We start from the raw sequence: 21576 nt of genomic DNA, 5'->3' as shown, positions 1-21576 counted from the left end.
CCCAATAACTAAAGCTAAGTCTGTTCCTGTTCAAAGGACCATGTCTATTCCTACCAGCTTGTCTCATACCAAAAAGATTTTGGAGGAGAAAGCGAAGGATGAGGAAAAAAGAATTGAGCAGCGGAAAGCGGAGGCAAAAGTAGTTGAGCCTGTTAATACGCTTCAATTAACTCAAACCATGTTGGATGAGGTAATACCAAAGGTATTGGATCATTTTAGGGTGCAAGGTAAAGTATTGGAACATGCGATTTTGAACCAACCAATCAAGTTGGAAGGACATGAAATTTGTTTGGAAGTTATGGGGCATGTTCAGGAAGAAATTGCGCAGAAAATGAAGCCGGAGTTATTGTCCTTAATCAGAGATCTGACAGGAGCGGGTAAACTGGCTATAAAATTAGTGGTAAAAGAGGAGCTGGAATCCGCTACCAATAAACTTTATACTAGTTCCGATAAGCTTCGATTCCTAAAGGAAAAGCATGCGGCATTAGCCGAGTTCCAAAAAAGATTTGGTCTGGAAACAGACTACTAGAAATCCAGGGATATCCCAAAATTTATCAAATTCTGGAGCTGAACTGCCTGTTTTGAACTGCCGTCATCTTGTTTGATAAACACCTCCTCATCATAGATAATTCTGGTTTCCATCCTGGTAGAAATGTACTTGTTCACTTTCATCCGAATGGTGGAGTTGAAATTCACGACCATGTTACCAAACCGTTCGTAATTCGAGAAAAGGTTGAGATCTGCTTTCCAGGTGATATTTTCCATGAGCTGAATATCTGCTACGGAAGTTGCTAATGACATACCTGCTTCGGCACGGACATTTTCTCCAGGAACTACCCCAAATGCCCCCGCACGACTCAAAGAATCGTCCATCACAATCGTAAAACGTCCCGTAAATGGAGATAGGATGACCGACAACTTGCTTTTATCAGAATAGGTTCTTCTATAGTTCAAACCTGTCGAAGATTGAACATAACCTGGAGAGAGTAAATCCGATATTTTGGTTCTTACATCTTGATCACTTCCGGAGGGTCTGGAATATTTATAACCTGCCAGCAATTGCGTACGAGCATCCAATTGGGTAGATAGGTAAAATTTTTCCGAAAGCTCCCGGCCATAATTACTGACGAAAATGAAGTTGTCATTACTTTTCCGCGTTCTAAAATCACGGTCATCTTGACGGTTCATTCCTAAGTTAATGGTGACTTGTGTGTCCCAGACTTTTTTATCCTTCTTATAATTCGCGAAAATGGTAATCCCTGAATTGAGTGCAAAAGAGCTAGCTCCACCCGCTGCCCAATTGCTTATTGTCACTTGTTGAATATTTAAGTTATAATTACCTCCGGTCTCCCAAAAGATTTCTTTTTTAGGTTCTTCCACCAACAAGGAGTCGCCAAGCATTAATAAGGTGTCCCCATTGATCAATACAGTATCTGGGATAATCAGTCGGTCTTGAGCCAATACCTGATGACTCATTCCAAACAAAAGAAATCCTATAAAAAGGAGGTAATTACGCATTCAAAAATGAAGATAATAGGATCAAGGCGTGAAGATAACCAATTTCTGACCGATGCTAATGATGTTTTGACTGCCAATGTTGTTCCAGGATTTTAAGTCATTGACTGTAACCCCATATTTTTTACTGATCGCAAAAAGCGTGTCACCTTTGCTTACCACGTGAGTAATCTTTCCCTCAGAACTTAGATTTGATGCAGTGGAGGTTTTAGCTTGCTGTGAAGGTCCTTTGGATCTTGAGCTACTGGCAACTACCGCCTTCTGGGCTGGAGGAGCTTTCTTGATATTGACAACCCGGATATCCTCCCCACGTTTCCTGTGATCTTGAAGATTCAATACCATACCTACTTTCAGGTCAGAGTCTTTTCTGATGCGGTTTTTAGATTTCAAAGAAGAAAGCTTGAGTCCATACTTTTGAGAAATGCTCCAAAGTGTTTCTCCCGGCATCACTATATGGTGCTCAACTTCAGCTTTGGATTTCTTTTTCTTGGTATAATAGTATTCTCCCGCTTCAATTCTTTCTCCAGGATCAAGATCATTGAGTCTTCTAAATTTCTTCTCCTTGATTCCAATCTTATCAGTGAAGTTACTTTGAGTAGTGGTCTGTGAGGCTTGAACCCCTTCGATGTCATTGACAGTAATTTGGTCTGGCTGACTCGCTTTGGTCGTATTTCCGTTGATCCTTGGATAGGAGTTAGCCTGCTTATAAGCTGGTGAATTGGCTAACGAATTGTTACTGTTAGAACTGTTTTTGGATGGACTACTTTTAATAATGGCTGGTTGTACCGGTAGCGTGCCATCTTGGATATAGACTAGTCCATAGGTTCTATCGCCTGGGATTTTACCATTGGAGGTCCATTTATTGTATTCTTTTAAATGCGACTCAGATACTCCATATTTTTTGGCCAAGGCAGCTAGGGTAGTTGGACCTTGAATAGGGACTTCTACCATTCTAGAATTGGAAGTGAGTACACCTAGTTGGTTTTCAAAGGCAATTTTATGGGCCAAGAACTTTTTGAAATACCAATGCGTATTCCTGTCTACATCCACCACACGCTTTCCATTATATCTTGTTCCAAAATAGGCTTTTGCACCACCTAGTCCCATTTGATAGGAAACCAAAGCACACATCCAATTGTCAAAAGTGTTGTTATGCTTTTTTAAATACAAAGCCGCACCACGGGTAGAGGAAACAATATTCTTTCGTTCATCGATCTGATTGTCCACGCGAAGAAATACTTCCTCTGCAGTACCCTGTTTGAATTGCCAAAATCCAACCGCATTGGAGGTAGAAACCGCATCGGCTATGAGGGAGCTTTCCTGGATTACCAGGTATTTTAAATCCTCAGGAACCTGATTGTCTCGAAGTATATCTTCGATAATCGGCATATATAAATTGACCCGTTCCCGCTTGATTTTGAAATATTCAGGGTTTCTGTATTGAGCGTCTACATCCAGTTGAATTTCCCTTCTCGCTTGTGGATTAATTCTTACAATTAAATCTGCAAACTCCAATTCAGCAGGTACTTGCGGAATCTGTGCATGCAAAGAAAAGCTGCTGAAGAGCGTGAGGATGAAAAGAAGGGTTGAAAATATGTATTTACTCATTCCAAAAAGGCTTTAATCTAGTGCTCAGCCTCTTTTTAGCAAAAATGATTCCCTTTTTGAATATGCTATAATTTTCTCGCCATCATGATGCCATCCCGAATTGGTAAAAGCACATTTTCTACCCTTGGATCCTGAGTTATTTTTGAATTAAAGTCAAGAATTGCCTGGGTATCTTTATCGATTTTCTTTCCTTCTTCTGTCAATACCTTGCCCGACCAAAGGACATTGTCTGCCATGATAATCCCTCCGGGATTCATTTTTTCCAGAATCAGCTCGTAATATTTTTCATTATTGATTTTATCCGCATCGATAAAAGCCATATCAATCGGTCCTTCCACTTCCGGAAGTAGGTCCAATGCATTTCCTAAACGGTAATCAATTTGATCTGCTAGGCCACTTTCATCAAAAAATCCTCTGACCATCGTTTCCAACTCATCATTGATGTCCATAGTGATGAGTTTACAGGATTTGCTTAATCCCCTGGCTATACAGATGGCTGAATAACCTGTATAAGTTCCTACTTCCAAAGCGATTTTTGGATTGATCATTTTGGTAAATAGTTCCAGCATTTTTCCTTGAAGTTGACCGGAAAGCATTCTCGGTTTCAAGACTTTCAGCTGGGTCTCTCTGGTGATTTTTTGAAGCAATAAATCCTCTTCGCTGGTGTGATTTTCGCAATATTGTAATAAGTCATCGGAGATAAATTCCATGATTATTGGGGCTTATACGTTAGAAAACTCATGTTTTCAGGATTGAAAATCTCATTGGCAATCTCCTGAAGTTCATCAGCTGTCGTGTTCTTTATTTTTTCAAAGATACTTTCTAAAGGATCTACTTTATCATGATCTAGAAGGCTTTTTCCATATACCAGCATCAAACCTGCATAATTCTCTTCGGCCATTGCCATTTGCCCGATGGCTTGTTCCTTGGCCATTTGAAGCTGGATTTTCCCAAGTTTCTTCTTTTGAAGCGTCGCCATTTCTTTCATGACCAGACTTTGGGCTTTTTTCAAGGTTTTCTCTTCTGTTCCGAAATACACCCCAAAAAAACCGGTATCCGAAAAAGGTGAGTAGGTAGACTCGATGTTGTACACATAGCCATACCGTTCTCTCAGAGTCAAATTCAATCGGCTGTTCATACTGGGCCCACCTAGAATATTGTTAAGTAAAAACAACTTGTACCGGTTGGGGTCATGTAAGGAATACGCAGGTCTTCCTATGGCACAAAGAGACTGAGAAATTTCACGCTCAATGATTTTGGTTTTTGGCAGGTAGGTATGGAAACCATTTCGCACATAGAGGCTTCGCTTTTCCTGAATTTCATTTAAAGGGCCTTCAATGGATTTTAAAACTTTGGAAAAGGATATATTCCCAACTACCGAAAATATGATCTGATGGGTATCCAGCTGGGTAGAAATAAAATCGATGAAGTCCAAATGTGAAAAACTTCCGACTGTCTCTTCATTTCCCAGAATATTTCTACCAAGAGAATGATTTTCAAACACCAATTCGTCCAATTCATCTTGAATAGAATCTTCTGGAGAATCCCGATACATGGCCATTTCTTCTAAAATGACCTGCCGTTCCTTTTCTATCTGTTTTTGAGGGAAGGTACTGTTAAAAGTGATGTCATAAAGCAAATCAGCTGCTTTGGAATAATGCTCCTTCAAGGTAGAAGCATAGAAGCAAACTTTCTCTTTGGTGGTATAGGCATTTAACTCTCCACCCAGCGATTCCAGTCTATTGAGGATATGGAATGTTTTTCTTTTCTTGGTTCCTTTGAAGGCCATGTGTTCCCAGAAGTGGGCTAGGCCTTCCTGCTCTTTCGTTTCATCTCTGCTGCCTATGTTCAAGATAAAGCCGCAATGTACCAATCGGGTATGTGTGACTTCCTGATGAACGATCCGGATTCCGTTCTTTAATTCCTTGATGTTTAAATCCATTTTTGAATACCTTCTCGGTAAAATACAAAGAAAAGCATCAATTTGTTTCCCACCTTGTTTTCCTCTCCTTTTGAAGCAGATTTTAGTAACTTCGGCTTTGAAAAAATCAGAAAGGATTTATGAAATATCAACCATTACCCCAGAGTTTATACATAAAAAATAGAGCCAAATTTGCAGCTAAACTGAAAAAGAACAGTGTAGCCATTTTCAATGCAAATGACATCATGCCTACCAATGCAGATGGGACGATGAAATTCCGCCAGAATAACGACCTATTTTATCTCTGTGGAATAGACCAGGAAGAAACGATTTTGTTATTGGCTCCTGATTGTCCCAATCCAGCCATGAGAGAGGTTTTGTTCCTTCGTGAAACCAGCGAGCTGATTGCTATTTGGGAAGGGCATAAGTACACCAAAGAGGAGGCTGAAGCGGCTTCTGGGATTCAAAATATCCAGTGGCTTTCCAGTTTTGATCAAATTTTTGGAACAGTCATGGCGCTTTCTGATCAAGTGTATTTGAATACCAATGAGCATTTGAGAGCCGGTGTAGTGGTAGAAACCAGAGATGCGCGATTCATCAAGACTTGTAAGGCCCAATTTCCTTTGCATGAATACGAGCGAGCCGCCCCTATTATGCATGAATTAAGAGGGGTGAAAGAGCAGGAGGAGATCGATCAGCTGCAGATTGCTTGTGATATCACCAACAAAGGATTCAGAAGGATATTGTCTTTTGTAAAGCCTGGGGTAACGGAATATGAAATTGAGGCGGAGTATCTGCATGAATTCGTCAGAAATCGAAGCAAAGGTTTTGCATACGAACCGATCATTGCCTCAGGCGGTAGTGCCTGTGTGTTGCATTATTTGGAAAATAACAAAGAGTGTAAGGATGGTGAATTGATTTTGATGGATGTGGGAGCAGAGTATGGAAACTACAATGCAGACATGACGCGAACCATTCCTGTGAACGGAAGATTTACCAAGAGACAAAGAGCGGTGTATGATGCGGTTTTAAGGGTGAAGAATCAAGCTTCCAGTATGCTTATACCTGGCCAAAATATACAGGATTATCATAAGGAAGTGGGGTTGATCATGCAAAGCGAATTGATTGGGTTGGGGTTGATTGATCAGACGGATGTGAAAAACCAAGACCCAAATTGGCCAGCCTTTAAAAAGTACTTTATGCATGGGACTTCCCATCATTTGGGATTGGATGTGCATGATGTGGGGACGATGCATGGACCGATCAAGCCAGGAATGGTCTTTACTGTGGAGCCTGGAATTTATATTCCTGCCGAAGGAATGGGAATTCGATTGGAGAACAATATTGTTGTTCAGGAGAATGGATATCTTGACTTGATGGGAGATATTCCGATAGAGGCGGAGGAGATAGAGGAGTTGATGAACTCTTAAGTTCAAACGGAGAAATAAAAAATCCCCTTCAAAATTAATTGAAGAGGATTTTTTTATGATCTAGAATCGGGATGAATTATCCGATAGAGATTCTCTTGAAGGCAGAAACTGTCAAACCTTTGCTTACGCTGTCAAGGTATTGAGCAATAGTTTTGCTGCTATCTTTAACGAATACTTGGCTCAACAAGGTGTTTTCTTTGTAGAATTTGTTCAGTTTACCTAAAGCAATTTTCTCAAGCATTTCTTCAGGCTTACCTTCAGCTCTAGCTTGCTCTTTACCTACTTCGATTTCTCTTTCTACTACAGAAGAATCTACACCGTCTTTATCAACGGCAACTGGGTTCATTGCTGCAATCTGCATCGCAACATCTTTACCAGCATCTTCTACATCAGCACCGGAAGTATTAACCAATCCTACCAATACACCTAATTTACCATTAGAGTGGATGTAAGGAACTACAGTCTCAGCGTTGATCACTTCGTAGTTAGAGATTTCGATTTTCTCACCGATTTTACCTGTCATCTCAACGATTTTCTCAGCAACAGTGATGTTTTCGAAAGGTAATGCATGGATTTCTTCAATAGAAGAAGCTCCAGCAGCAACAGCCATGTCAAGAAGTGTGTTGGCAAATGCAACATACTCTTCGTTTTTGGCAACGAAGTCAGTTTCGCAAGTCAAAGAAAGCAAAGTTCCTTTTGCACCGTTGTCAGAAACGCTTGTTACAACTACACCTTCTTTAGTTTCACGATCAGCTCTAGAAGCTGATACTTTTTGACCTTTTTTTCTAAGGATGTCCACAGCTTTTTCAAAATCGCCTTCAGCTTCAGTCAAAGCTTTCTTGCAATCCATCATACCGGCACCGGTCATTTGTCTCAGTTTATTTACTTCTTGTGCAGTAATTGCCATTGTATTATCGGTTTAAATAGTAAACAGAATATTTTTATTTGGAGAACCTTTCCTTTCAAGTAGGGTGAAGGTTGTACTATTATTGTTTGACGATTAGATTGGCTCTAATTATCTTTTAAACAAAAAATTGAACATAGGCCGAAACCACATGTTCAATTTTTTATATTTCAAATCAAGTGTGGATTATCCTTTAGTTTCAGTGTCCACAGCTTTTTTAGCTTCTTCCTCTTCAGAAAGTTTAGCTTCTTCTTTGTCCTTCTTTCTTTCTGAAAGACCTTCTTCGATAGCTGCACCAAACGCTTTCACTAGCAAGGATACGGATTTGAATGCATCGTCATTGGCAGGGATTGGGAAATCAACCTCGTTCGGGTTAGAGTTCGTATCAACCAATGCGAAAACAGGGATACCAAGCTTCTTTGCTTCAGCAATTGCAATGTGTTCTCTCTTGATGTCAACAATGAAAAGTGCTGCTGGAAGTCTGCTCAAGTCTGAGATACCACCAAGTACATCTTCCATTTTGTCTTTCTGACGGGAGATCATCAAGCGCTCCTTCTTAGCTAAGTTAGCATAGGACTCTTCCTTCATCAATTTGTCCAAACCGGACATTTTCTTCAATGATTTACGGATAGTAGCGAAGTTGGTCAACATACCGCCTAACCATCTTTCGGTTACATAAGGCATGTTAAGACGCTGAGCTTCTGCTGCTACTAGGTCTTTTGCTTGTTTCTTAGTAGCTACGAACATCACTTTTTTGCCTGAGCGTACTACTTGCTTGATTGCGTTAGATGCTTCGTCGAGGCAAGCAAGCGTTTTATTTAGATCGATGATGTGGATACCATTTTTCTCCATGAAAATGTATGGAGCCATTCTTGGATCCCACTTTCTCGTCAAGTGTCCGAAGTGAACACCAGCATCTAGTAAGTCTTTATATTCTAATTTGGCCATAATAATATTTTTATAAAAGGAAGAACTTCCGGATTAACGTTTAGAGAACTGGAATTTTCTTCTTGCTTTTCTACGTCCTGGCTTCTTACGTTCAACCATTCTAGGGTCACGAGTCAAGAAACCTTCTTTTTTCAATGCTGGTCTGTGCTCTTCGTCAAATTGACATAAAGCTCTAGAGATAGCCATACGAGCAGCTTCCGCTTGCCCTTTGATACCACCACCGTCTACATTGATCTTAATATCATAATTACCCTCCACGCCAACAAGAGCCAACGGCTGCTTCACAACGATCTGGTGAAGATCAAATGGGAAGTAAACTTCGATTGACTGATTGTTTACGGAGATTTGACCGCTTCCTGGAGCCATATAAATTCTGGCTACAGAGGTCTTTCTTCTACCGATTGTATTGATCATTTCCATGATTTAGCGATTAAAGAGTGATAGTTTTAGGCTGCTGTGCTTCGTGCGGATGTTCAGATCCGTTATACACGTACAAGTTGCCGTATAATTTTCTTCCTAATCTATTCTTAGGTAGCATGCCTCTTACAGCTTTCTCAACCAAGATAGAAGCAGACTTTTCCTTCAATAATCTTGGTGTAGAAATGCGTTGTCCTCCTGGGTATCCAGTGTGTCTCACATAAACTTTGGAGTTCCACTTATCACCAGTCAAACGGACTTTGTCTGCGTTGATTACGATGACATTGTCACCACAATCCACGTGAGGAGTAAAGCTTGGCTTTGTCTTACCTCTTAAGATTTTTGCGACCTCACTTGCCAATCTACCCAAAACTGCAGCTTGGGCATCCACTACGACCCATTGCTTTTCTACAGTCGCGGCATTGGCTGATACGGTCTTATAGCTCAAAGTATCCACTGTGTAACTGTTTAATTTTTAGCTTGTTAAATTTATTTCACCCTCAAAAAGGGACACAAAGATAGAAGTATTTTATTTTTCATGCAAAATATTTTGAATACTAAGTCCTAATTTTCATTGGCTTAGCCCAAAATCCCCTTCTAGAGATCGATTTTCCATACTTTTTATTTTGAATTAATTGGGTTAAGCGGTTTTAGCTAATTGTTTGACCAATACCTGAAAATCTTTCGGATAAGGTGCTTCAATTTTCAGCTTTTTACCATCCAATCCCTCAAATCCAATAGAAAAGGCATGGAGAGAAACCCGCTGCATGATAGGTAACTCTTCTGTGTCCTTCTTAAGATTGAATCGGCGCTTGAGTGAAGAAAGTAATAAAGGCTTGCCTCCATATAAAGTGTCCCCACATATTGGTGACTTCAGGTAAGCCAAATGAACACGGATCTGATGCAATCTGCCCGTGACAGGTTTGCATTCTACCAGCGTATGCGCATAATATGTTTTCAACGTATTGAAATAGGTCTGCGCAGGCTTTCCATCTTTAGTGACTTTGGCGATTCCTTTTTTAGTAGCTGCCAGGTTTCGATCTACCAGTTCATTCTGGAAATCCTTAATCCCTTCCACTACCGCATGATAGACTTTGTCCACTTTTCTGTTTTCAAACTGAATAGCCAAATGCCTGTAGGCCTCCGGATTCTTGGCAATCACCAGGCAGCCTGACGTTTCCTTGTCCAGTCGATGGCACAGTTGGGCATCGGGAGTGTGTGCCTTGGCAAGGTCAAGTATGTTCTGCGCTTCGTGCCGATCGTCTAAGCTCGATAGGTACGGTGGTTTGTTGATTACCAGGTAATCCGCATTTTCAAACAGAATAAGTTTTTGAAAATCAATTTTCTTCATGGATTCTCCTGCCTCTTCAAAGAGGGTGCAAAAGTAGGTAAAAAACATTGTGAAGAAAAGTATTCAAAAGGATTTGAGTAACTTAAATTTAATGTTTCTTTCATTAATCCTTTAATTTGTATTTGGCTATAAAAAATAAGTTGTCTTCTATTTTCTTTTTTAATGCTGGATTAATTATCCTTTTAGAGATTTCTTGATCTAGTTCTTCATACCTATGAATACTAAATATTGTATTGTTTTTCATTCCTCTAAGTTGGAAGTAGGATAGCATTCCATCAATATTATTGACATATTCCCCTACCAGCCATGTCTTTTTATTTCTAATGTTATTTATAAAAAAATAAGAATACCCATCCTTTCGGATTTTACCGGATAAATAATCTCCATTAAACATAAGGTAATTTTGGTTAAATGCTTTTTCCCCTACATTATTTAGTGCTTCCACAGCCTCGTCAAATTTATCAAAATGTTTATTTTCTAATTTAAAGTCTCCTAGTTCAATTAAAATCTTCTTCTCTAAATTGTAGTTTTTGTCAAAAACATAAACCGTATCATTAAAGCTATGCGAAAAAGCTAATTTTTCATTTTTTCCGATTTGAAAAACATTTCGTTCAAAAAGGTAAGGTGTATTTATACCCTTAGGAAACGTGTGTTTTAATATTTGCTTTGATGTTTCTTGAACAGGATCTTCTAAAAATAGGATGCCTTCTTTATATCCCGTGCCAATTAATTCAGGTGCTGATACCTGTGGAATATAGATCAGAAATTTACCATCATCTAAAGGAATATGCTTATAATAAACTACATCTGTACGATGTTCGCCCAGGAAATTTCCTTTCAGGTCATAAAAAATGATTTTACTGACCAAGCTAACAGAAATTATCTTTTTTATTGGATCAAAACCAAAATCTGAGATATGAGTATATTCACCTGGTCCATCTCCATAATAATCAATGGATGAAAGAAAATTCCCTAATGTATCGTATATATTAATGCTTGGTCTAGTCGAAATATCCCCAGCAATAATAAGGTTATCGGTTAAAATCATTTTATCAATATTCCCTAAAAAATGAGGAGGTTGATCTTGGAGCGGAATATATTCAATTGTGGAAGCTATCTCACTAAGATTTTCAATTTCATTCCCAAATTCAATTTGAATCCGCTCCAAGGAGTCATTGTCCGATTCTTGACAAGAAATCAATAATATGAATATGGACAAATAACTAAACCGCATATTAAGCTATTTGACAAGCCTCTTCACAAGGAACTTGATCCGAGATCACACAATAGGCTGTTCCAGTGAACCTGCATTTCTCCACAACACTTCTACACCCTTTTATATATTCCCCACAAATATCCGGTTGCTTATAAATCTGAGCATTTACAATTCCCGTTAGGCTAAAGATGCCAAAAAGCATAAAAGTTGAAATTAAATTCTTCATTGTAAACTATTTTTAGTGAAATGAAGTTTAAAAAAAATAACTAAAATCCAAAGTGTATAATTAAAAATATTTTCATTGTAATGGGAATCAAGCCTTAACTGTAGATACGGTTTCTTTTACTAAAGGAAGTGAAAAACTAAATATCGACCCCTTGCCCACCGTAGAGCTCACAGATATTTTGCTTTTATGTCCCTCTAGAATATGCTTGACAATTGCCAAGCCCAGACCGGTTCCCCCCTCTTTTTTGGATCGGCTTTTTTCGACTCGATAGAATCGCTCGAAGATTCGCTTGAGGTCCTCAGGCGGGATTCCTTGTCCATCATCCTTGATGTCCACCTGAATACTGTTCTTGCTGGTCTTCAACGTTACCTTAACCTCTCCTTTATTATTATTGTATTTGACAGCATTGAAAATCAGGTTTTGGCAAACCCGATAAATTTTTTGCCTGTCAGCGGTCGTAATGTAATTTTTGCCTTCCTCGTAATTGAATTTGATCTCCACATCTCTTTTGGAGGCTTTATGTTCCAATTGATCGATTACTTCCAGGATGAGATCCTTTAAATCAAATTGGGTAAAGGTGAATTTAATCACTCCGCTTTCCATTTGGTTTAGAGTTAATAAATCCTGAACCAATACATCCAAGGAATCCAAACTCTTTGCGGCACGTTTCAGAAATTTCATCCGCACCTGCTTATCATCAATAGCTCCATCCAATAACGTGAGAATATATCCTTGGGTAGCAAAAATCGGGGTTTTTAATTCGTGGGAAATATCTGCAATGAACTCCCTTCGAAACGCCTCGTTTTTTTGAAGGGTTTCGATTTCCTTCTGCTTGGTCAAGGCATAGGAGTTGATCACCTTATTGATTCTCCGTAAAGGAGAAATGGAGGATTTTGAATATTTGTCGCTGATTTCGGAAAAATCCTTCTTTTGTATTTTTTCCAATAAGGAATAAATATTTCCGATCTCTTTAAAGACTAGAAATTCAAAGGTGATATTGGTCAATAAAAAAGCCACGGAAAAAGATATCGCTCCAGCCACCAGCAAGATGGTCGTGTCAACTGTGTTTAATAAGGATAGGAAAGCAACGACCATCGCAGAGATGGCCAAAGCAAGAATTAACGCAATACCCCGGGAATTAGTTAGCATATTAGCCTAGATCGAACTTGTATCCTACTCCTTTTACAGTAGTGATATAGTCCTCTCCAATTTTTTCTCTGACTTTCCGAATATGTACATCCACGGTTCGAGCGAGGACAAACACATCTGCTCCCCAGATATTTTGAAGAAGTTCATCTCTACTGAAGACCATATTAGGGTTTTTAGCAAGGAAATACAATAATTCAAATTCCTTCTTCGGTAAGATGATGGTTTTTCCTGATTTATCGATCGTATAACTTCCTCTGTCAATAATCAAGTCTTTGATTTTGATTTGAGTCTGTTCTTGCTCTTTTTTGGATTCTCTCCTGAATAAGGCAGCAATCCTACTCATTAAGGCTCTAGGTTTAATAGGTTTGGTGATGTAGTCATCTGCACCCACATCAAAAGCAGCCACTTCTGAGTATTCTTCCATTCGGGCCGTCAAGAAGATTACAAATGCGTTTTTTAACTCGGGAATTTGACGAATCTGTAAACAGGTCTCCACGCCATCTTGTCCTGGCATCATGATGTCCAAAAGAATGACATCAGGTAAAAATTTGGATGCTACCTTCACTGCTTTAATACCATCTTCTGCGGTAGCCACTTCGTAGCCCTCCTTTTGCAAATTGTATTTTAAGATTTCTACAATGTCCGGCTCATCATCTACTACGAGAACTTTTATCTTTTGCTTATCGCTCATGCTAGCATTTCTTAATAATTCGCTTAAAAATAAGGAATATTTGAAGATTGAAGCCAAATAAAAAGCGGGATATGGTGGCGTTTTTTATGTTTTCCAATGAATTATTCTGTTTTCAAAAGGAGAGGTTAAGCAAAGGTTAAGTGAATCTTATTTAATTGTTTCTTAATCCTTTTGCATTGATGATGTCAAAATTCAATGACCCTAAAAATAAATTGGCCTTAATTTTAACAGGAATTTTATTCTGATCCTTAGTAACCCATACTTTTACCGGATACTCTCCTCGAAACAATTTGTTTTTGGGTAATTGGGGAGAGAATATATAAGTTTCTTTCTCTCCAATTTCGGTTTCCAGTTTTTCCGTTCCCTCATATATTAACTTTATGTTATATATCTCTTTGTCAAAGAAACCTTGGATTAAAACCGTTTCTCCGGGCTTGAGCTTTCTTAAATCCAGTGTTCTTAAATAGTAAAATCCACTGACCAAATCCTGGACTGTTCCTGGCAAATCATATTCTTTCACGCTCTTGAGCGTCCTGTTGTCCTTTTCATAGAGTTCAACCAATGCTTTATTATTCAACTGGTCAAAGAACACTTTTTCATGCTTTCTGTACTTTCCCTCTTCAATATGGCGGTAAGATACCGAAGGCTGGATGGTATTGGTATCTAGGTAAGTGCCCCAATTGTCATTGACTCTCCCGAATATCGTAGCGGCTCCTTTGGTCTTGCCATACACGTCTATTTTATAATGGGGCCGGTTGTTTTGGGTTTGGGAACGTCTATTGATTTGCAACTTGGCATCCGCAAGATTCAACCAGCCATAGCTCACTTCAAAGTTGAGTTCTTCGCCAAAAGTGAACGCATCATTTGTTGGGTATTGTTGGGAAAATGAATTGGAACTCCACAGAATTAGGGTCAAGAAAAAAATTCCGGATAGTTTTCTCATAAATTTTATTGACAATACCTGACAAAAATTAAGTTTTTCATAAGGTATTACGGAAAAAAGCGTCGTTTGGTGAATAAAATTACGAATTTGCTCATCGAAAACAATGGCTGATCCTTCTTTGGTTATCGCATGTTGTTTAACTAAATTCACCTACAATAGATTCTTAAAATAAAACTCATGAGTAATAACGCAGAAAAACTAAAAGCGCTCCAACTTACCATCGATAAATTGGAGAAAACCTATGGAAAAGGTACTGTGATGAAGCTTAGCGACAACAAGGTGCTGGATATTCCTGCTATTTCCACAGGCTCTCTTGGATTGGATATGGCATTAGGTGTGGGAGGGATTCCGCGTGGCCGAGTGATCGAAATTTATGGACCGGAATCTTCTGGTAAAACCACACTCACCATGCATTGTATCGCTGAAGCCCAAAAGGCCGGAGGTTTAGCTGCGTTTATTGATGCTGAACATGCATTCGACAAAACCTATGCCGAAAAATTGGGTATTGACACAGAAAACTTGTTGATTTCTCAGCCGGACAATGGGGAACAAGCCTTGGAAATTGCCGAGCATTTAATTCGTTCTGGCGCCATCGACATTATTGTAATTGACTCTGTTGCTGCCTTGGTTCCTAAGGGAGAGCTGGAAGGAGACATGGGAGATTCCAAAATGGGATTGCAAGCTAGATTAATGTCTCAAGCCTTGAGAAAATTAACTGGAGCGATCAATAAAACAGGATGTTCCTGTATCTTCATTAACCAGCTGAGAGAGAAAATCGGGGTGATGTTTGGGAATCCTGAAACCACTACTGGGGGTAATGCCCTGAAATTCTATGCATCTGTTAGATTGGATATCCGAAGAATTGGCCAAATCAAAGAAAGCGCAGACAATATTTTAGGAAATCGTACTCGAGTAAAGGTGGTGAAAAACAAAGTGGCTCCTCCATTCAAAGTAGTGGAGTTTGACATTATGTATGGTCAAGGAATTTCCAAAGTGGGAGAGATCATCGACTTGGGAGTGGAATTCGATATTATTAAGAAGGCGGGATCTTGGTTCTCTTACAATGGTGAGAAGTTGGGACAGGGAAGAGATTCTGTGAAGAGTCTTCTATTGGACAATCCGGAGTTAATGGAAGAATTGGAAGTTAAAATTAAAGCAGCAGCAGGATTAGTCGCTGTGGCTGAAGAAATAAAAGAATAAGTGGAATAAACTCACAATATGAGAAAGGGAAGCTTCAAGCTTCCCTTTTTTTTGGCCTAATTCATGCTTCTTATGTCGTTCTGATAGCTTCCACTGGATCCATTCTAGCAGCAAGTGTGGCTGGGACAATCCCTGAAACTACCCCAATAATGGAGGAGACTCCTAGTCCAAGTACAATATTTTTAAAGGATAATATCAATTCTAAACTCCCTAGCTGAATAAAGCTCAGGCCAAACACGATCAAGATTCCGGTGGCCCCACCAATTAAACTGAGGAATACAGATTCAAATAGAAATTGGAAAAGGATAAAATAGTTTTTGGCACCCAAAGATTTTTGAATTCCAATGATGTTGGTTCGCTCTCTCACAGACACAAACATGATGTTAGCGATCCCAAATCCTCCGACCAAAATGGAAAATCCTCCAATCACCCATCCGGCAATGGAAATCACATCGAAAATGGATCCGATGGCATTTTGAATAAACTCGGTCTTATTTAAAGCGAAGTTATCTTCTTCGGTAGGTTTCAGACCTCTTTTGGCTCTGACTAATCCTGTTAACTCATTTTCCAAAGCAACCAAACCTATGTCATCTTCTTTGCCTTTTGCGGCTATCGTAGGTTCAATTCCATTTTTCCCTGTATAAAACATTTTGCTGAATGCTCCATAGGGGATCACACAAGCTTCGTCTTTGGATGGGGCATCAAAAAGCCCTTCGCCTTCCTCTTCAAAAACTCCAATCACTGTAAATTTGATTCCTTTGATCTTTATTTCCTTTCCTAAAATAGGAAGGTTGGGATAAAGGGTATTGGCAATTTCTCTTCCTACAATGGCCAGGTTTCTGGAAGCATTGATCTCGGATTCCAGAAAAAATCTTCCTTCCTCTAGAGGTAGGTCATATACGTCAGGATAGGTGTATTCCACTCCTGTCAACTGCATGCCTTGATAAGCATTGCTACCTGCTTGAACAGTAGTACTTGCAGACGCTGAGATAGTTACTGCTTCTGCGGATTTCAAGCGATCTTGTAGAAATCGATATTCCGAAAGGGTTCCCGGAGGTCTACGGAAATATTTCCACCAGGGGTAATCCTGAGGTCCACTGGCAAAAGGAAAGCGATCCACCCGCATGACGTTGGTTCCCAAAAATGAAAAAGAAGACTTGATATTATTCTCTAGAGAATCTACTAATGTAAATACTGCGATGATGGCAAAGATGCCGATGGTAACCCCTAAAAGAGAGAGGATAGTTCTGGTTATATTGGCTTTTAAGGCAGTTACTGCGAACCGAAAACTCTCCCAAGTCAATTGGAAAAAGAGCATGTTTAGAATAGTTGGTTAAAACAATTTGTTAAGATAGCTGAAATTGGGCATTATTGTTATTATCTTTGCATTTTTTAGAGTTAATCTAAAATAAACAAATCAAGCTCAGACTACTAAAGCTTTCCTATGAAATTATCGGATTTCAAATTTGACGTTCCAAAAAAACTGGTTTCCCTTTATCCAACTGAAAACAGAGACGAATCCCGTCTGATGGTATTGCACCGCGACACGGGGGAGATCGAACACAGAGTTTTCAAAGATATTGTAGAATACTTCGGTGAAGGTGATGTTTTCGTCACCAACGACACCAGGGTATTTCCTGCCAGATTGTACGGAAACAAAGAAAAAACAGGTGCAGAAATTGAAGTTTTCTTGTTGAGAGAACTGAATGCTGAACTTAGACTTTGGGATGTTCTAGTGGATCCTGCTCGAAAAATCAGAGTAGGAAATAAATTGTATTTTGGAGATTCTGACCTCGTGGCAGAAGTCATCGACAATACGACTTCCAGAGGAAGAACCATTCGTTTCCTTTTTGATGGAACAGAAGAAGAATTCCACAAGACCATTGATTCTTTAGGTGAAACTCCATTGTTGAAAGAGTTTATCGAAAGAAAAGTAGAAGCAGAAGATAGAGAGAGGTATCAAACTGTATTTGCAAAGAATGTAGGAGCGGTGGCAGCACCTACTGCAGGCTTGCACTTTACCCCACATTTGTTGAAGAGATTGGAGCTTCAGGGCGTAGACGTAACTCCGATTACCTTACACGTGGGGCTAGGTACTTTCCGTCAAGTTGATGTGGAAGATTTGACCAAGCATAAAATGGATTCAGAGAATTACAGCATTCCTGATGAGACAGTAGCATTGGTAAATAGAGCTTTGGATGAGAAAAAGCGTGTGGTAGCAGTAGGTACTACTTCTTTGAAGACGGTAGAATCCTCAGTAACTGCAAATGGTCGATTGAAAGCTAGCGCTGGATGGACAGATAAATTCATCATTCCTCCTTACGAGTTCAAAATTGCAAATGCCTTGATCACAAACTTCCATTTACCTGAGTCTACCTTGTTGATGACTGCAGCAGCATTTGGAGGCTATGATTTGGTTATGAAAGCTTATAAAGAAGCCATTAAAGAAAAATATCGCTTCTTCTCTTACGGAGACGCCATGTTGATCCTCTAATAAATTGAAAGCTCCCTCAGGGAGCTTTTTTTATTTCTTGAGGGTTTGATAATTTGCAGTGAAAATCTAATCGGACTGAATTAGATATTTTTGTCACAAAATTCACAAAATGAACAAAGCAGCGGTTATTGTTGCAGGAGGAAAAGGCACCCGCATGGGAGCACCGATTTCAAAGCAATATTTGCCCATTGGTGGAGAGCCGGTATTGATGCGGACACTCCGGGTTTTTCATGAGGTAGATTCCTCCATCAAATTGATTCTTGTAATTCCTGGAGCTGACTTTTCTTATTGGGAAGCCTTGTGCGACCAATACCAATTCCAAATACCACATGAACTGGTGGCTGGAGGAAATTCACGTTTTCAATCGGTACGAAATGGCTTGGATACTCTGACATGGAAAGAAGGATTGGTAGCAATCCATGACGGGGTTCGTCCTTTTGTGAAAAAAGAGGTCATTGAACATTCCTTTCATGAAGCCCGGCAATCCGGGAGTGGTATCGCTGTCATTGCACTGAAAGACTCCATTAGAAAGCTAGGAGATGATGGCAAGTCTTGTTATCAGGAAAGACAGGATTTTAGGTTGGTACAAACGCCACAGACCTTCTTGCTGTCCAAAATCAAAAAAGCTTTTCAAGTAAAAGAAATCCCACAGTTTACAGACGATGCCACTGTTTACGAGCATCAGGGCTGGCAAGTGTCTTTGATTGCGGGAAATTTGGAGAACATCAAAATCACTACCCCGGAAGACTTGGCCTATGGGGAATTTTTGCTTTCTCAGGGAAAAGAAAAATGATCTTACCATTTTTACCGACTTTTTAGGGTCGCTTACCGACCCTTGGCTTCACCTGACCTATTTGTCGTTTCTGGATAAAGTGGATAGAGATACATTTGATTATCAATTTTAATCAATGCACTCATGAAAAATTATTCTTCCCCACGAAACGATGGAGGCATCATATTTGGATTTGTTATTCTGATAATCGGTGTACTTCTTTTACTGAAAAAAGTAGGCATTTTCATTCCTTCTTGGGTTCTCACCTGGCCGATGATATTAATCGCAATCGGTTTGTTTACCCTGATTAAGCACGAGTTTAAAAGCCTGTTTGGTGGCTTCATGCTTTTTTTGGGTTCCTATTTCTTATTGAGAAATGAGTTCGGATTTAACCTTGCCTTGGACCGATACATTTTTCCTATTGCCTTGATTTTGCTAGGAGTGTACCTGATTACCAAAAAGAAGAAAGAGCAGGATTTGATCCGGGATATTCAGGCCAAATGGCAAGTCAATCAAAAGAAAAGTTCTATGGGGACGTCCGGTGAAGAGGTTATTGAAGATCCTTCTGATTCCAAAACATATTCTGGGACTGGTGCTAAATCAAGTTTTGGAAACATGTCCGGTGCTTCCTTTTCAGATACGCTAAACATAGATGCCATTTTGAGCGGAGTCAATAAGAGAATCTTGACCAAGAACCTCAAAGGAGGTAAATTGACTGCTGCCTTCGGCGGGATTGATTTGGATTTAACCCAAGCAGATATTCAGGGGCCTGTAACCATTCAGGTGGATGTTATTTTTGGAGGAATGAAATTGGTGGTGCCTCCTCATTGGGATGTCAGATCCGAGGTAAGCAATATTGCTGCTGGCATTGACGACAAGCGTGTATACAGAGATTCAATGATCGATCCAGAGAAAGTGCTGATTTTAAAAGGGACTGTACTCTTCGGAGGTTTGGAAATCAAATCTTATTAATGAAATTCGGTCCAACTAAAGCATAGAAATTTTGATTTTTAAGGCGTTTACAAAACCCCAGCTTATCAAATACATCATCTCAGGGACCGCTACTGGCTGGTTTCTGGGATGCTTTTTTATTTTGAGAAATTTTGGAGTGGAAGTAAATCTTGCCTGGCCTGATGCCTTGGCATATACAGGTGTGTTTTTAGCAGGGGTATTTGTACTGGAAATCATTTTTGGCTTTTACATACCCAAAGGAAGAAACAGTTGGTTGCTCTTCAGTATTCCTTTCGTATTAAGCTTAGTGGAAGTCCTAGCACATAAAATGATCCTTCAATGGCTCTTCAGTGAAGAGATTCTTTACTTAGAAATGCTTCAGGAAAGTTTTTACCTCCGTTGGGCTTTTTTGGCGGTGCCTGAAATTCTGGTCGCGGTCATTGCCTTGGTGATCTCTAAGCTGGAGCTACAGGAGGAAACGCAAAAAAGAGAAGCTACAATTAACCAGCTTTCCAGGGAAGCAGAGTTGACTTCCATCAGGCAGCAATTGCAGCCCCACTTCTTGTTCAATAGTTTGAATTCTATCAGTGCACTTGTGGTTTCCCAACCCCAAAAGGCCCGGGAAATGGTGCTCCAACTCTCCGATTTTTTAAGAGGGACCATTCGAAAAGATCATAAAGAATGGGTAAGCCTGGATGAGGAGTTGGGTTATCTGAAAATGTACCTGGACATCGAACGGGTCAGGTTCGGACATCGCTTGCATGTAGAGATCGATTCTGGGGAGTTCTCAGAGGGGTTAAGGCTTCCGCAGCTCCTTGTTCAGCCTTTATTAGAAAACGCCATTAAACATGGTTTATATGGTCTTACAGGAGACGTGGGTATTCAGATCAAAGCCTTCAAGGATCAGAATTACCTGATGATCCAGATTGTTAACCCTTTTGATGAAGAAAGCACTCCCTCTTCAGGTGTGGGATTTGGACTGAGTTCTGTCAAAAGAAGACTTGAATTACTATTTGGAAGATCTGATTTACTGAAGACAGATTCCAATGCAGGGAGATTTACGGTAACCCTTAAAATTCCACAATTGAAATGATCAAAACATTAATCATAGATGACGAGCCATTGGCTGCTTCCATCGTAGAGGAATATTTAAAAGCATTTCCACAATTTGAAGTGTTGGAAATATGTCAGGATGGTTTTCAGGGATTAAAAGCAATTCAAACCTATCAGCCTGATCTGATTTTTTTGGACGTTCAGATGCCTAAAATCACTGGGTTTGAAATGTTGGAGTTATTGGAGGAACCACCGGTAGTCATATTTACTACTGCATTTGATCAATATGCTCTAAAGGCTTTTGATTCAAAAGCGATCGATTACCTCCTAAAACCATTTTCTCAGGCTCGATTTAATCAAGCGATTGAGAAATACCTGAACCAATCTCCAGAGGTGATACAGGAGGGGGTAAATCAATTGGCGGAGAAAAGCACGCGATTGGTGGTGCGGGTAAAGAACGAAATTAAAATCGTTCCGATCAAAGAGGTGCTGTATTTTGAAGCAGAAGACGATTACATCGCCATCCATGTGAAGGATGGGAAATACTTGAAAAAGATGACCATGAAATCCCTGGAAGAGGTGTTGGACCCCTCCAAATTTTCAAGAGTGCATAGGTCTTTTATGGTCAACTTAAATGAAGTGACCCAAATTGAACCCTATGAGCGGGAGAATTTCTTGATTAAGCTCAGAAATGGGAAGCAAGTGCCAGTCAGTAAATCGGGTTATTCTCGACTTAGGCAGGTACTAGGATTATGAAAAGTAGAAAGCCCCAGGCTAGCCAGGGCTC

General features: G+C 39.7%; 23 protein-coding genes. 8 read left to right on the top strand and 15 right to left on the bottom strand.

Annotated features, from left to right (window positions below):
* The first annotated feature begins 40 nt into the window (after positions 1 to 40).
* Positions 41 to 529: a hypothetical protein gene (locus tag JYB62_RS10370; RefSeq protein WP_205645299.1), complete on the top strand. Its 489-nt coding sequence runs from the start codon at positions 41 to 43 to the stop codon at positions 527 to 529.
* Here JYB62_RS10370 and JYB62_RS10365 read toward each other — a convergent pair.
* From JYB62_RS10365 to JYB62_RS10350, 4 genes are all read right to left on the bottom strand, one after another.
* Positions 526 to 1518: a DUF3078 domain-containing protein gene (locus JYB62_RS10365; protein WP_205645298.1), complete on the bottom strand. Its 993-nt coding sequence runs from the start codon at positions 1516 to 1518 to the stop codon at positions 526 to 528. The genes JYB62_RS10370 and JYB62_RS10365 overlap by 4 nt on opposite strands.
* 21 nt (positions 1519 to 1539) lie before the next feature.
* Positions 1540 to 3123 carry a lytic transglycosylase domain-containing protein gene (locus tag JYB62_RS10360; RefSeq protein ID WP_205645297.1) on the bottom strand — a complete coding sequence of 528 codons (1584 nt, stop codon included), beginning with the start codon at positions 3121 to 3123 and terminating at the stop codon, positions 1540 to 1542.
* A 65-nt stretch (positions 3124 to 3188) separates the two neighbouring features.
* Positions 3189 to 3833 carry an O-methyltransferase gene (locus JYB62_RS10355; protein WP_205645296.1) on the bottom strand — a complete coding sequence of 215 codons (645 nt, stop codon included), beginning with the start codon at positions 3831 to 3833 and terminating at the stop codon, positions 3189 to 3191.
* A 2-nt stretch (positions 3834 to 3835) separates the two neighbouring features.
* Positions 3836 to 5065 carry a M16 family metallopeptidase gene (locus JYB62_RS10350; RefSeq protein ID WP_205645295.1) on the bottom strand — a complete coding sequence of 410 codons (1230 nt, stop codon included), beginning with the start codon at positions 5063 to 5065 and terminating at the stop codon, positions 3836 to 3838.
* A gap of 119 nt (positions 5066 to 5184) precedes the next feature.
* On the opposite strand from JYB62_RS10350, the gene JYB62_RS10345 reads away from it, so the two are divergent.
* Positions 5185 to 6474, top strand: a complete 1290-nt coding sequence (locus tag JYB62_RS10345; protein WP_205645294.1) for an aminopeptidase P family protein — start codon at positions 5185 to 5187, stop codon at positions 6472 to 6474.
* A 76-nt stretch (positions 6475 to 6550) separates the two neighbouring features.
* Here the strand turns inward: JYB62_RS10345 and tsf are convergent, their stop codons facing one another.
* The 10 genes from tsf to JYB62_RS10295 all read right to left on the bottom strand — a co-directional run bounded on the left by tsf (position 6551) and on the right by JYB62_RS10295 (position 14319).
* Positions 6551 to 7381, bottom strand: coding sequence for a translation elongation factor Ts (gene tsf / locus JYB62_RS10340; RefSeq protein ID WP_205645293.1), 831 nt, complete (start codon positions 7379 to 7381; stop codon positions 6551 to 6553).
* A 183-nt stretch (positions 7382 to 7564) separates the two neighbouring features.
* Positions 7565 to 8326, bottom strand: coding sequence for a 30S ribosomal protein S2 (gene rpsB, locus JYB62_RS10335; RefSeq protein ID WP_205645292.1), 762 nt, complete (start codon positions 8324 to 8326; stop codon positions 7565 to 7567).
* Between the two features lie 33 nt (positions 8327 to 8359).
* Positions 8360 to 8746 carry a 30S ribosomal protein S9 gene (rpsI, locus tag JYB62_RS10330; protein ID WP_074222893.1) on the bottom strand — a complete coding sequence of 129 codons (387 nt, stop codon included), beginning with the start codon at positions 8744 to 8746 and terminating at the stop codon, positions 8360 to 8362.
* A 10-nt stretch (positions 8747 to 8756) separates the two neighbouring features.
* Positions 8757 to 9200: a 50S ribosomal protein L13 gene (rplM, locus tag JYB62_RS10325; protein WP_205645291.1), complete on the bottom strand. Its 444-nt coding sequence runs from the start codon at positions 9198 to 9200 to the stop codon at positions 8757 to 8759.
* Positions 9201 to 9383: 183 nt separating this feature from the next.
* Positions 9384 to 10094: an RluA family pseudouridine synthase gene (locus JYB62_RS10320; protein WP_074222895.1), complete on the bottom strand. Its 711-nt coding sequence runs from the start codon at positions 10092 to 10094 to the stop codon at positions 9384 to 9386.
* A 103-nt stretch (positions 10095 to 10197) separates the two neighbouring features.
* Entirely contained in the window at positions 10198 to 11328 is a 1131-nt protein-coding gene (locus JYB62_RS10315; RefSeq protein ID WP_205645290.1) for a 6-bladed beta-propeller, read from the bottom strand.
* Position 11329: 1 nt separating this feature from the next.
* Positions 11330 to 11536: a hypothetical protein gene (locus JYB62_RS10310; protein WP_205645289.1), complete on the bottom strand. Its 207-nt coding sequence runs from the start codon at positions 11534 to 11536 to the stop codon at positions 11330 to 11332.
* Positions 11537 to 11623: 87 nt separating this feature from the next.
* Positions 11624 to 12685, bottom strand: a complete 1062-nt coding sequence (locus JYB62_RS10305) for a sensor histidine kinase (RefSeq protein WP_205645288.1) — start codon at positions 12683 to 12685, stop codon at positions 11624 to 11626.
* Between the two features lies 1 nt (position 12686).
* Complete coding sequence (locus tag JYB62_RS10300) at positions 12687 to 13376, bottom strand: response regulator (RefSeq protein ID WP_205645287.1); 690 nt, start codon at positions 13374 to 13376, stop codon at positions 12687 to 12689.
* A 151-nt stretch (positions 13377 to 13527) separates the two neighbouring features.
* Positions 13528 to 14319, bottom strand: a complete 792-nt coding sequence (locus tag JYB62_RS10295; protein ID WP_207758600.1) for a DUF3108 domain-containing protein — start codon at positions 14317 to 14319, stop codon at positions 13528 to 13530.
* 177 nt (positions 14320 to 14496) lie between these two features.
* On the opposite strand from JYB62_RS10295, the gene recA reads away from it, so the two are divergent.
* Positions 14497 to 15519, top strand: coding sequence for a recombinase RecA (recA, locus tag JYB62_RS10290; protein WP_205645285.1), 1023 nt, complete (start codon positions 14497 to 14499; stop codon positions 15517 to 15519).
* Positions 15520 to 15589: 70 nt separating this feature from the next.
* Here recA and JYB62_RS10285 read toward each other — a convergent pair whose 3' ends face one another.
* Positions 15590 to 16837 (bottom strand): ABC transporter permease, encoded by a 1248-nt coding sequence (locus JYB62_RS10285; RefSeq protein ID WP_205645284.1) that lies wholly within the window; start codon positions 16835 to 16837, stop codon positions 15590 to 15592.
* A 126-nt stretch (positions 16838 to 16963) separates the two neighbouring features.
* Between JYB62_RS10285 and queA the strand changes: the two genes are divergently transcribed.
* From queA to JYB62_RS10260, 5 genes are all read left to right on the top strand, one after another.
* Positions 16964 to 18013: a tRNA preQ1(34) S-adenosylmethionine ribosyltransferase-isomerase QueA gene (queA, locus tag JYB62_RS10280; protein ID WP_205645283.1), complete on the top strand. Its 1050-nt coding sequence runs from the start codon at positions 16964 to 16966 to the stop codon at positions 18011 to 18013.
* Between the two features lie 109 nt (positions 18014 to 18122).
* Positions 18123 to 18806, top strand: coding sequence for a 2-C-methyl-D-erythritol 4-phosphate cytidylyltransferase (locus JYB62_RS10275; RefSeq protein ID WP_205645282.1), 684 nt, complete (start codon positions 18123 to 18125; stop codon positions 18804 to 18806).
* 123 nt (positions 18807 to 18929) lie between these two features.
* Complete coding sequence (locus JYB62_RS10270; RefSeq protein ID WP_205645281.1) at positions 18930 to 19757, top strand: LiaF transmembrane domain-containing protein; 828 nt, start codon at positions 18930 to 18932, stop codon at positions 19755 to 19757.
* A gap of 31 nt (positions 19758 to 19788) precedes the next feature.
* Entirely contained in the window at positions 19789 to 20829 is a 1041-nt protein-coding gene (locus JYB62_RS10265; protein WP_207758599.1) for a sensor histidine kinase, read from the top strand.
* Positions 20826 to 21545, top strand: a complete 720-nt coding sequence (locus JYB62_RS10260) for a LytR/AlgR family response regulator transcription factor (RefSeq protein WP_205645280.1) — start codon at positions 20826 to 20828, stop codon at positions 21543 to 21545. The genes JYB62_RS10265 and JYB62_RS10260 overlap by 4 nt, the downstream gene beginning before the upstream one ends.
* The last annotated feature ends 31 nt before the right edge of the window (positions 21546 to 21576 follow it).

The sequence above is a fragment of the Algoriphagus lutimaris genome (assembly GCF_017051705.1).
Classification (GTDB): domain Bacteria; phylum Bacteroidota; class Bacteroidia; order Cytophagales; family Cyclobacteriaceae; genus Algoriphagus; species Algoriphagus lutimaris.
This window is presented reverse-complemented; position numbering and strand designations above follow the sequence as displayed.

Coding starts and splice junctions, on each gene's coding strand:
- JYB62_RS10370 (WP_205645299.1), top strand. CDS start 41: ATGTCTATTCCTACCAGCTTGTCTCATACCAAAAAGATTTTGGAGGAG.
- JYB62_RS10365 (WP_205645298.1), bottom strand. CDS start 1,518: ATGCGTAATTACCTCCTTTTTATAGGATTTCTTTTGTTTGGAATGAGT.
- JYB62_RS10360 (WP_205645297.1), bottom strand. CDS start 3,123: ATGAGTAAATACATATTTTCAACCCTTCTTTTCATCCTCACGCTCTTC.
- JYB62_RS10355 (WP_205645296.1), bottom strand. CDS start 3,833: ATGGAATTTATCTCCGATGACTTATTACAATATTGCGAAAATCACACC.
- JYB62_RS10350 (WP_205645295.1), bottom strand. CDS start 5,065: ATGGATTTAAACATCAAGGAATTAAAGAACGGAATCCGGATCGTTCAT.
- JYB62_RS10345 (WP_205645294.1), top strand. CDS start 5,185: ATGAAATATCAACCATTACCCCAGAGTTTATACATAAAAAATAGAGCC.
- tsf (WP_205645293.1), bottom strand. CDS start 7,381: ATGGCAATTACTGCACAAGAAGTAAATAAACTGAGACAAATGACCGGT.
- rpsB (WP_205645292.1), bottom strand. CDS start 8,326: ATGGCCAAATTAGAATATAAAGACTTACTAGATGCTGGTGTTCACTTC.
- rpsI (WP_074222893.1), bottom strand. CDS start 8,746: ATGGAAATGATCAATACAATCGGTAGAAGAAAGACCTCTGTAGCCAGA.
- JYB62_RS10320 (WP_074222895.1), bottom strand. CDS start 10,094: ATGAAGAAAATTGATTTTCAAAAACTTATTCTGTTTGAAAATGCGGAT.
- JYB62_RS10315 (WP_205645290.1), bottom strand. CDS start 11,328: ATGCGGTTTAGTTATTTGTCCATATTCATATTATTGATTTCTTGTCAA.
- JYB62_RS10310 (WP_205645289.1), bottom strand. CDS start 11,536: ATGAAGAATTTAATTTCAACTTTTATGCTTTTTGGCATCTTTAGCCTA.
- JYB62_RS10305 (WP_205645288.1), bottom strand. CDS start 12,685: ATGCTAACTAATTCCCGGGGTATTGCGTTAATTCTTGCTTTGGCCATC.
- JYB62_RS10300 (WP_205645287.1), bottom strand. CDS start 13,376: ATGAGCGATAAGCAAAAGATAAAAGTTCTCGTAGTAGATGATGAGCCG.
- JYB62_RS10295 (WP_207758600.1), bottom strand. CDS start 14,319: ATGAGAAAACTATCCGGAATTTTTTTCTTGACCCTAATTCTGTGGAGT.
- recA (WP_205645285.1), top strand. CDS start 14,497: ATGAGTAATAACGCAGAAAAACTAAAAGCGCTCCAACTTACCATCGAT.
- JYB62_RS10285 (WP_205645284.1), bottom strand. CDS start 16,837: ATGCTCTTTTTCCAATTGACTTGGGAGAGTTTTCGGTTCGCAGTAACT.
- queA (WP_205645283.1), top strand. CDS start 16,964: ATGAAATTATCGGATTTCAAATTTGACGTTCCAAAAAAACTGGTTTCC.
- JYB62_RS10275 (WP_205645282.1), top strand. CDS start 18,123: ATGAACAAAGCAGCGGTTATTGTTGCAGGAGGAAAAGGCACCCGCATG.
- JYB62_RS10270 (WP_205645281.1), top strand. CDS start 18,930: ATGAAAAATTATTCTTCCCCACGAAACGATGGAGGCATCATATTTGGA.
- JYB62_RS10260 (WP_205645280.1), top strand. CDS start 20,826: ATGATCAAAACATTAATCATAGATGACGAGCCATTGGCTGCTTCCATC.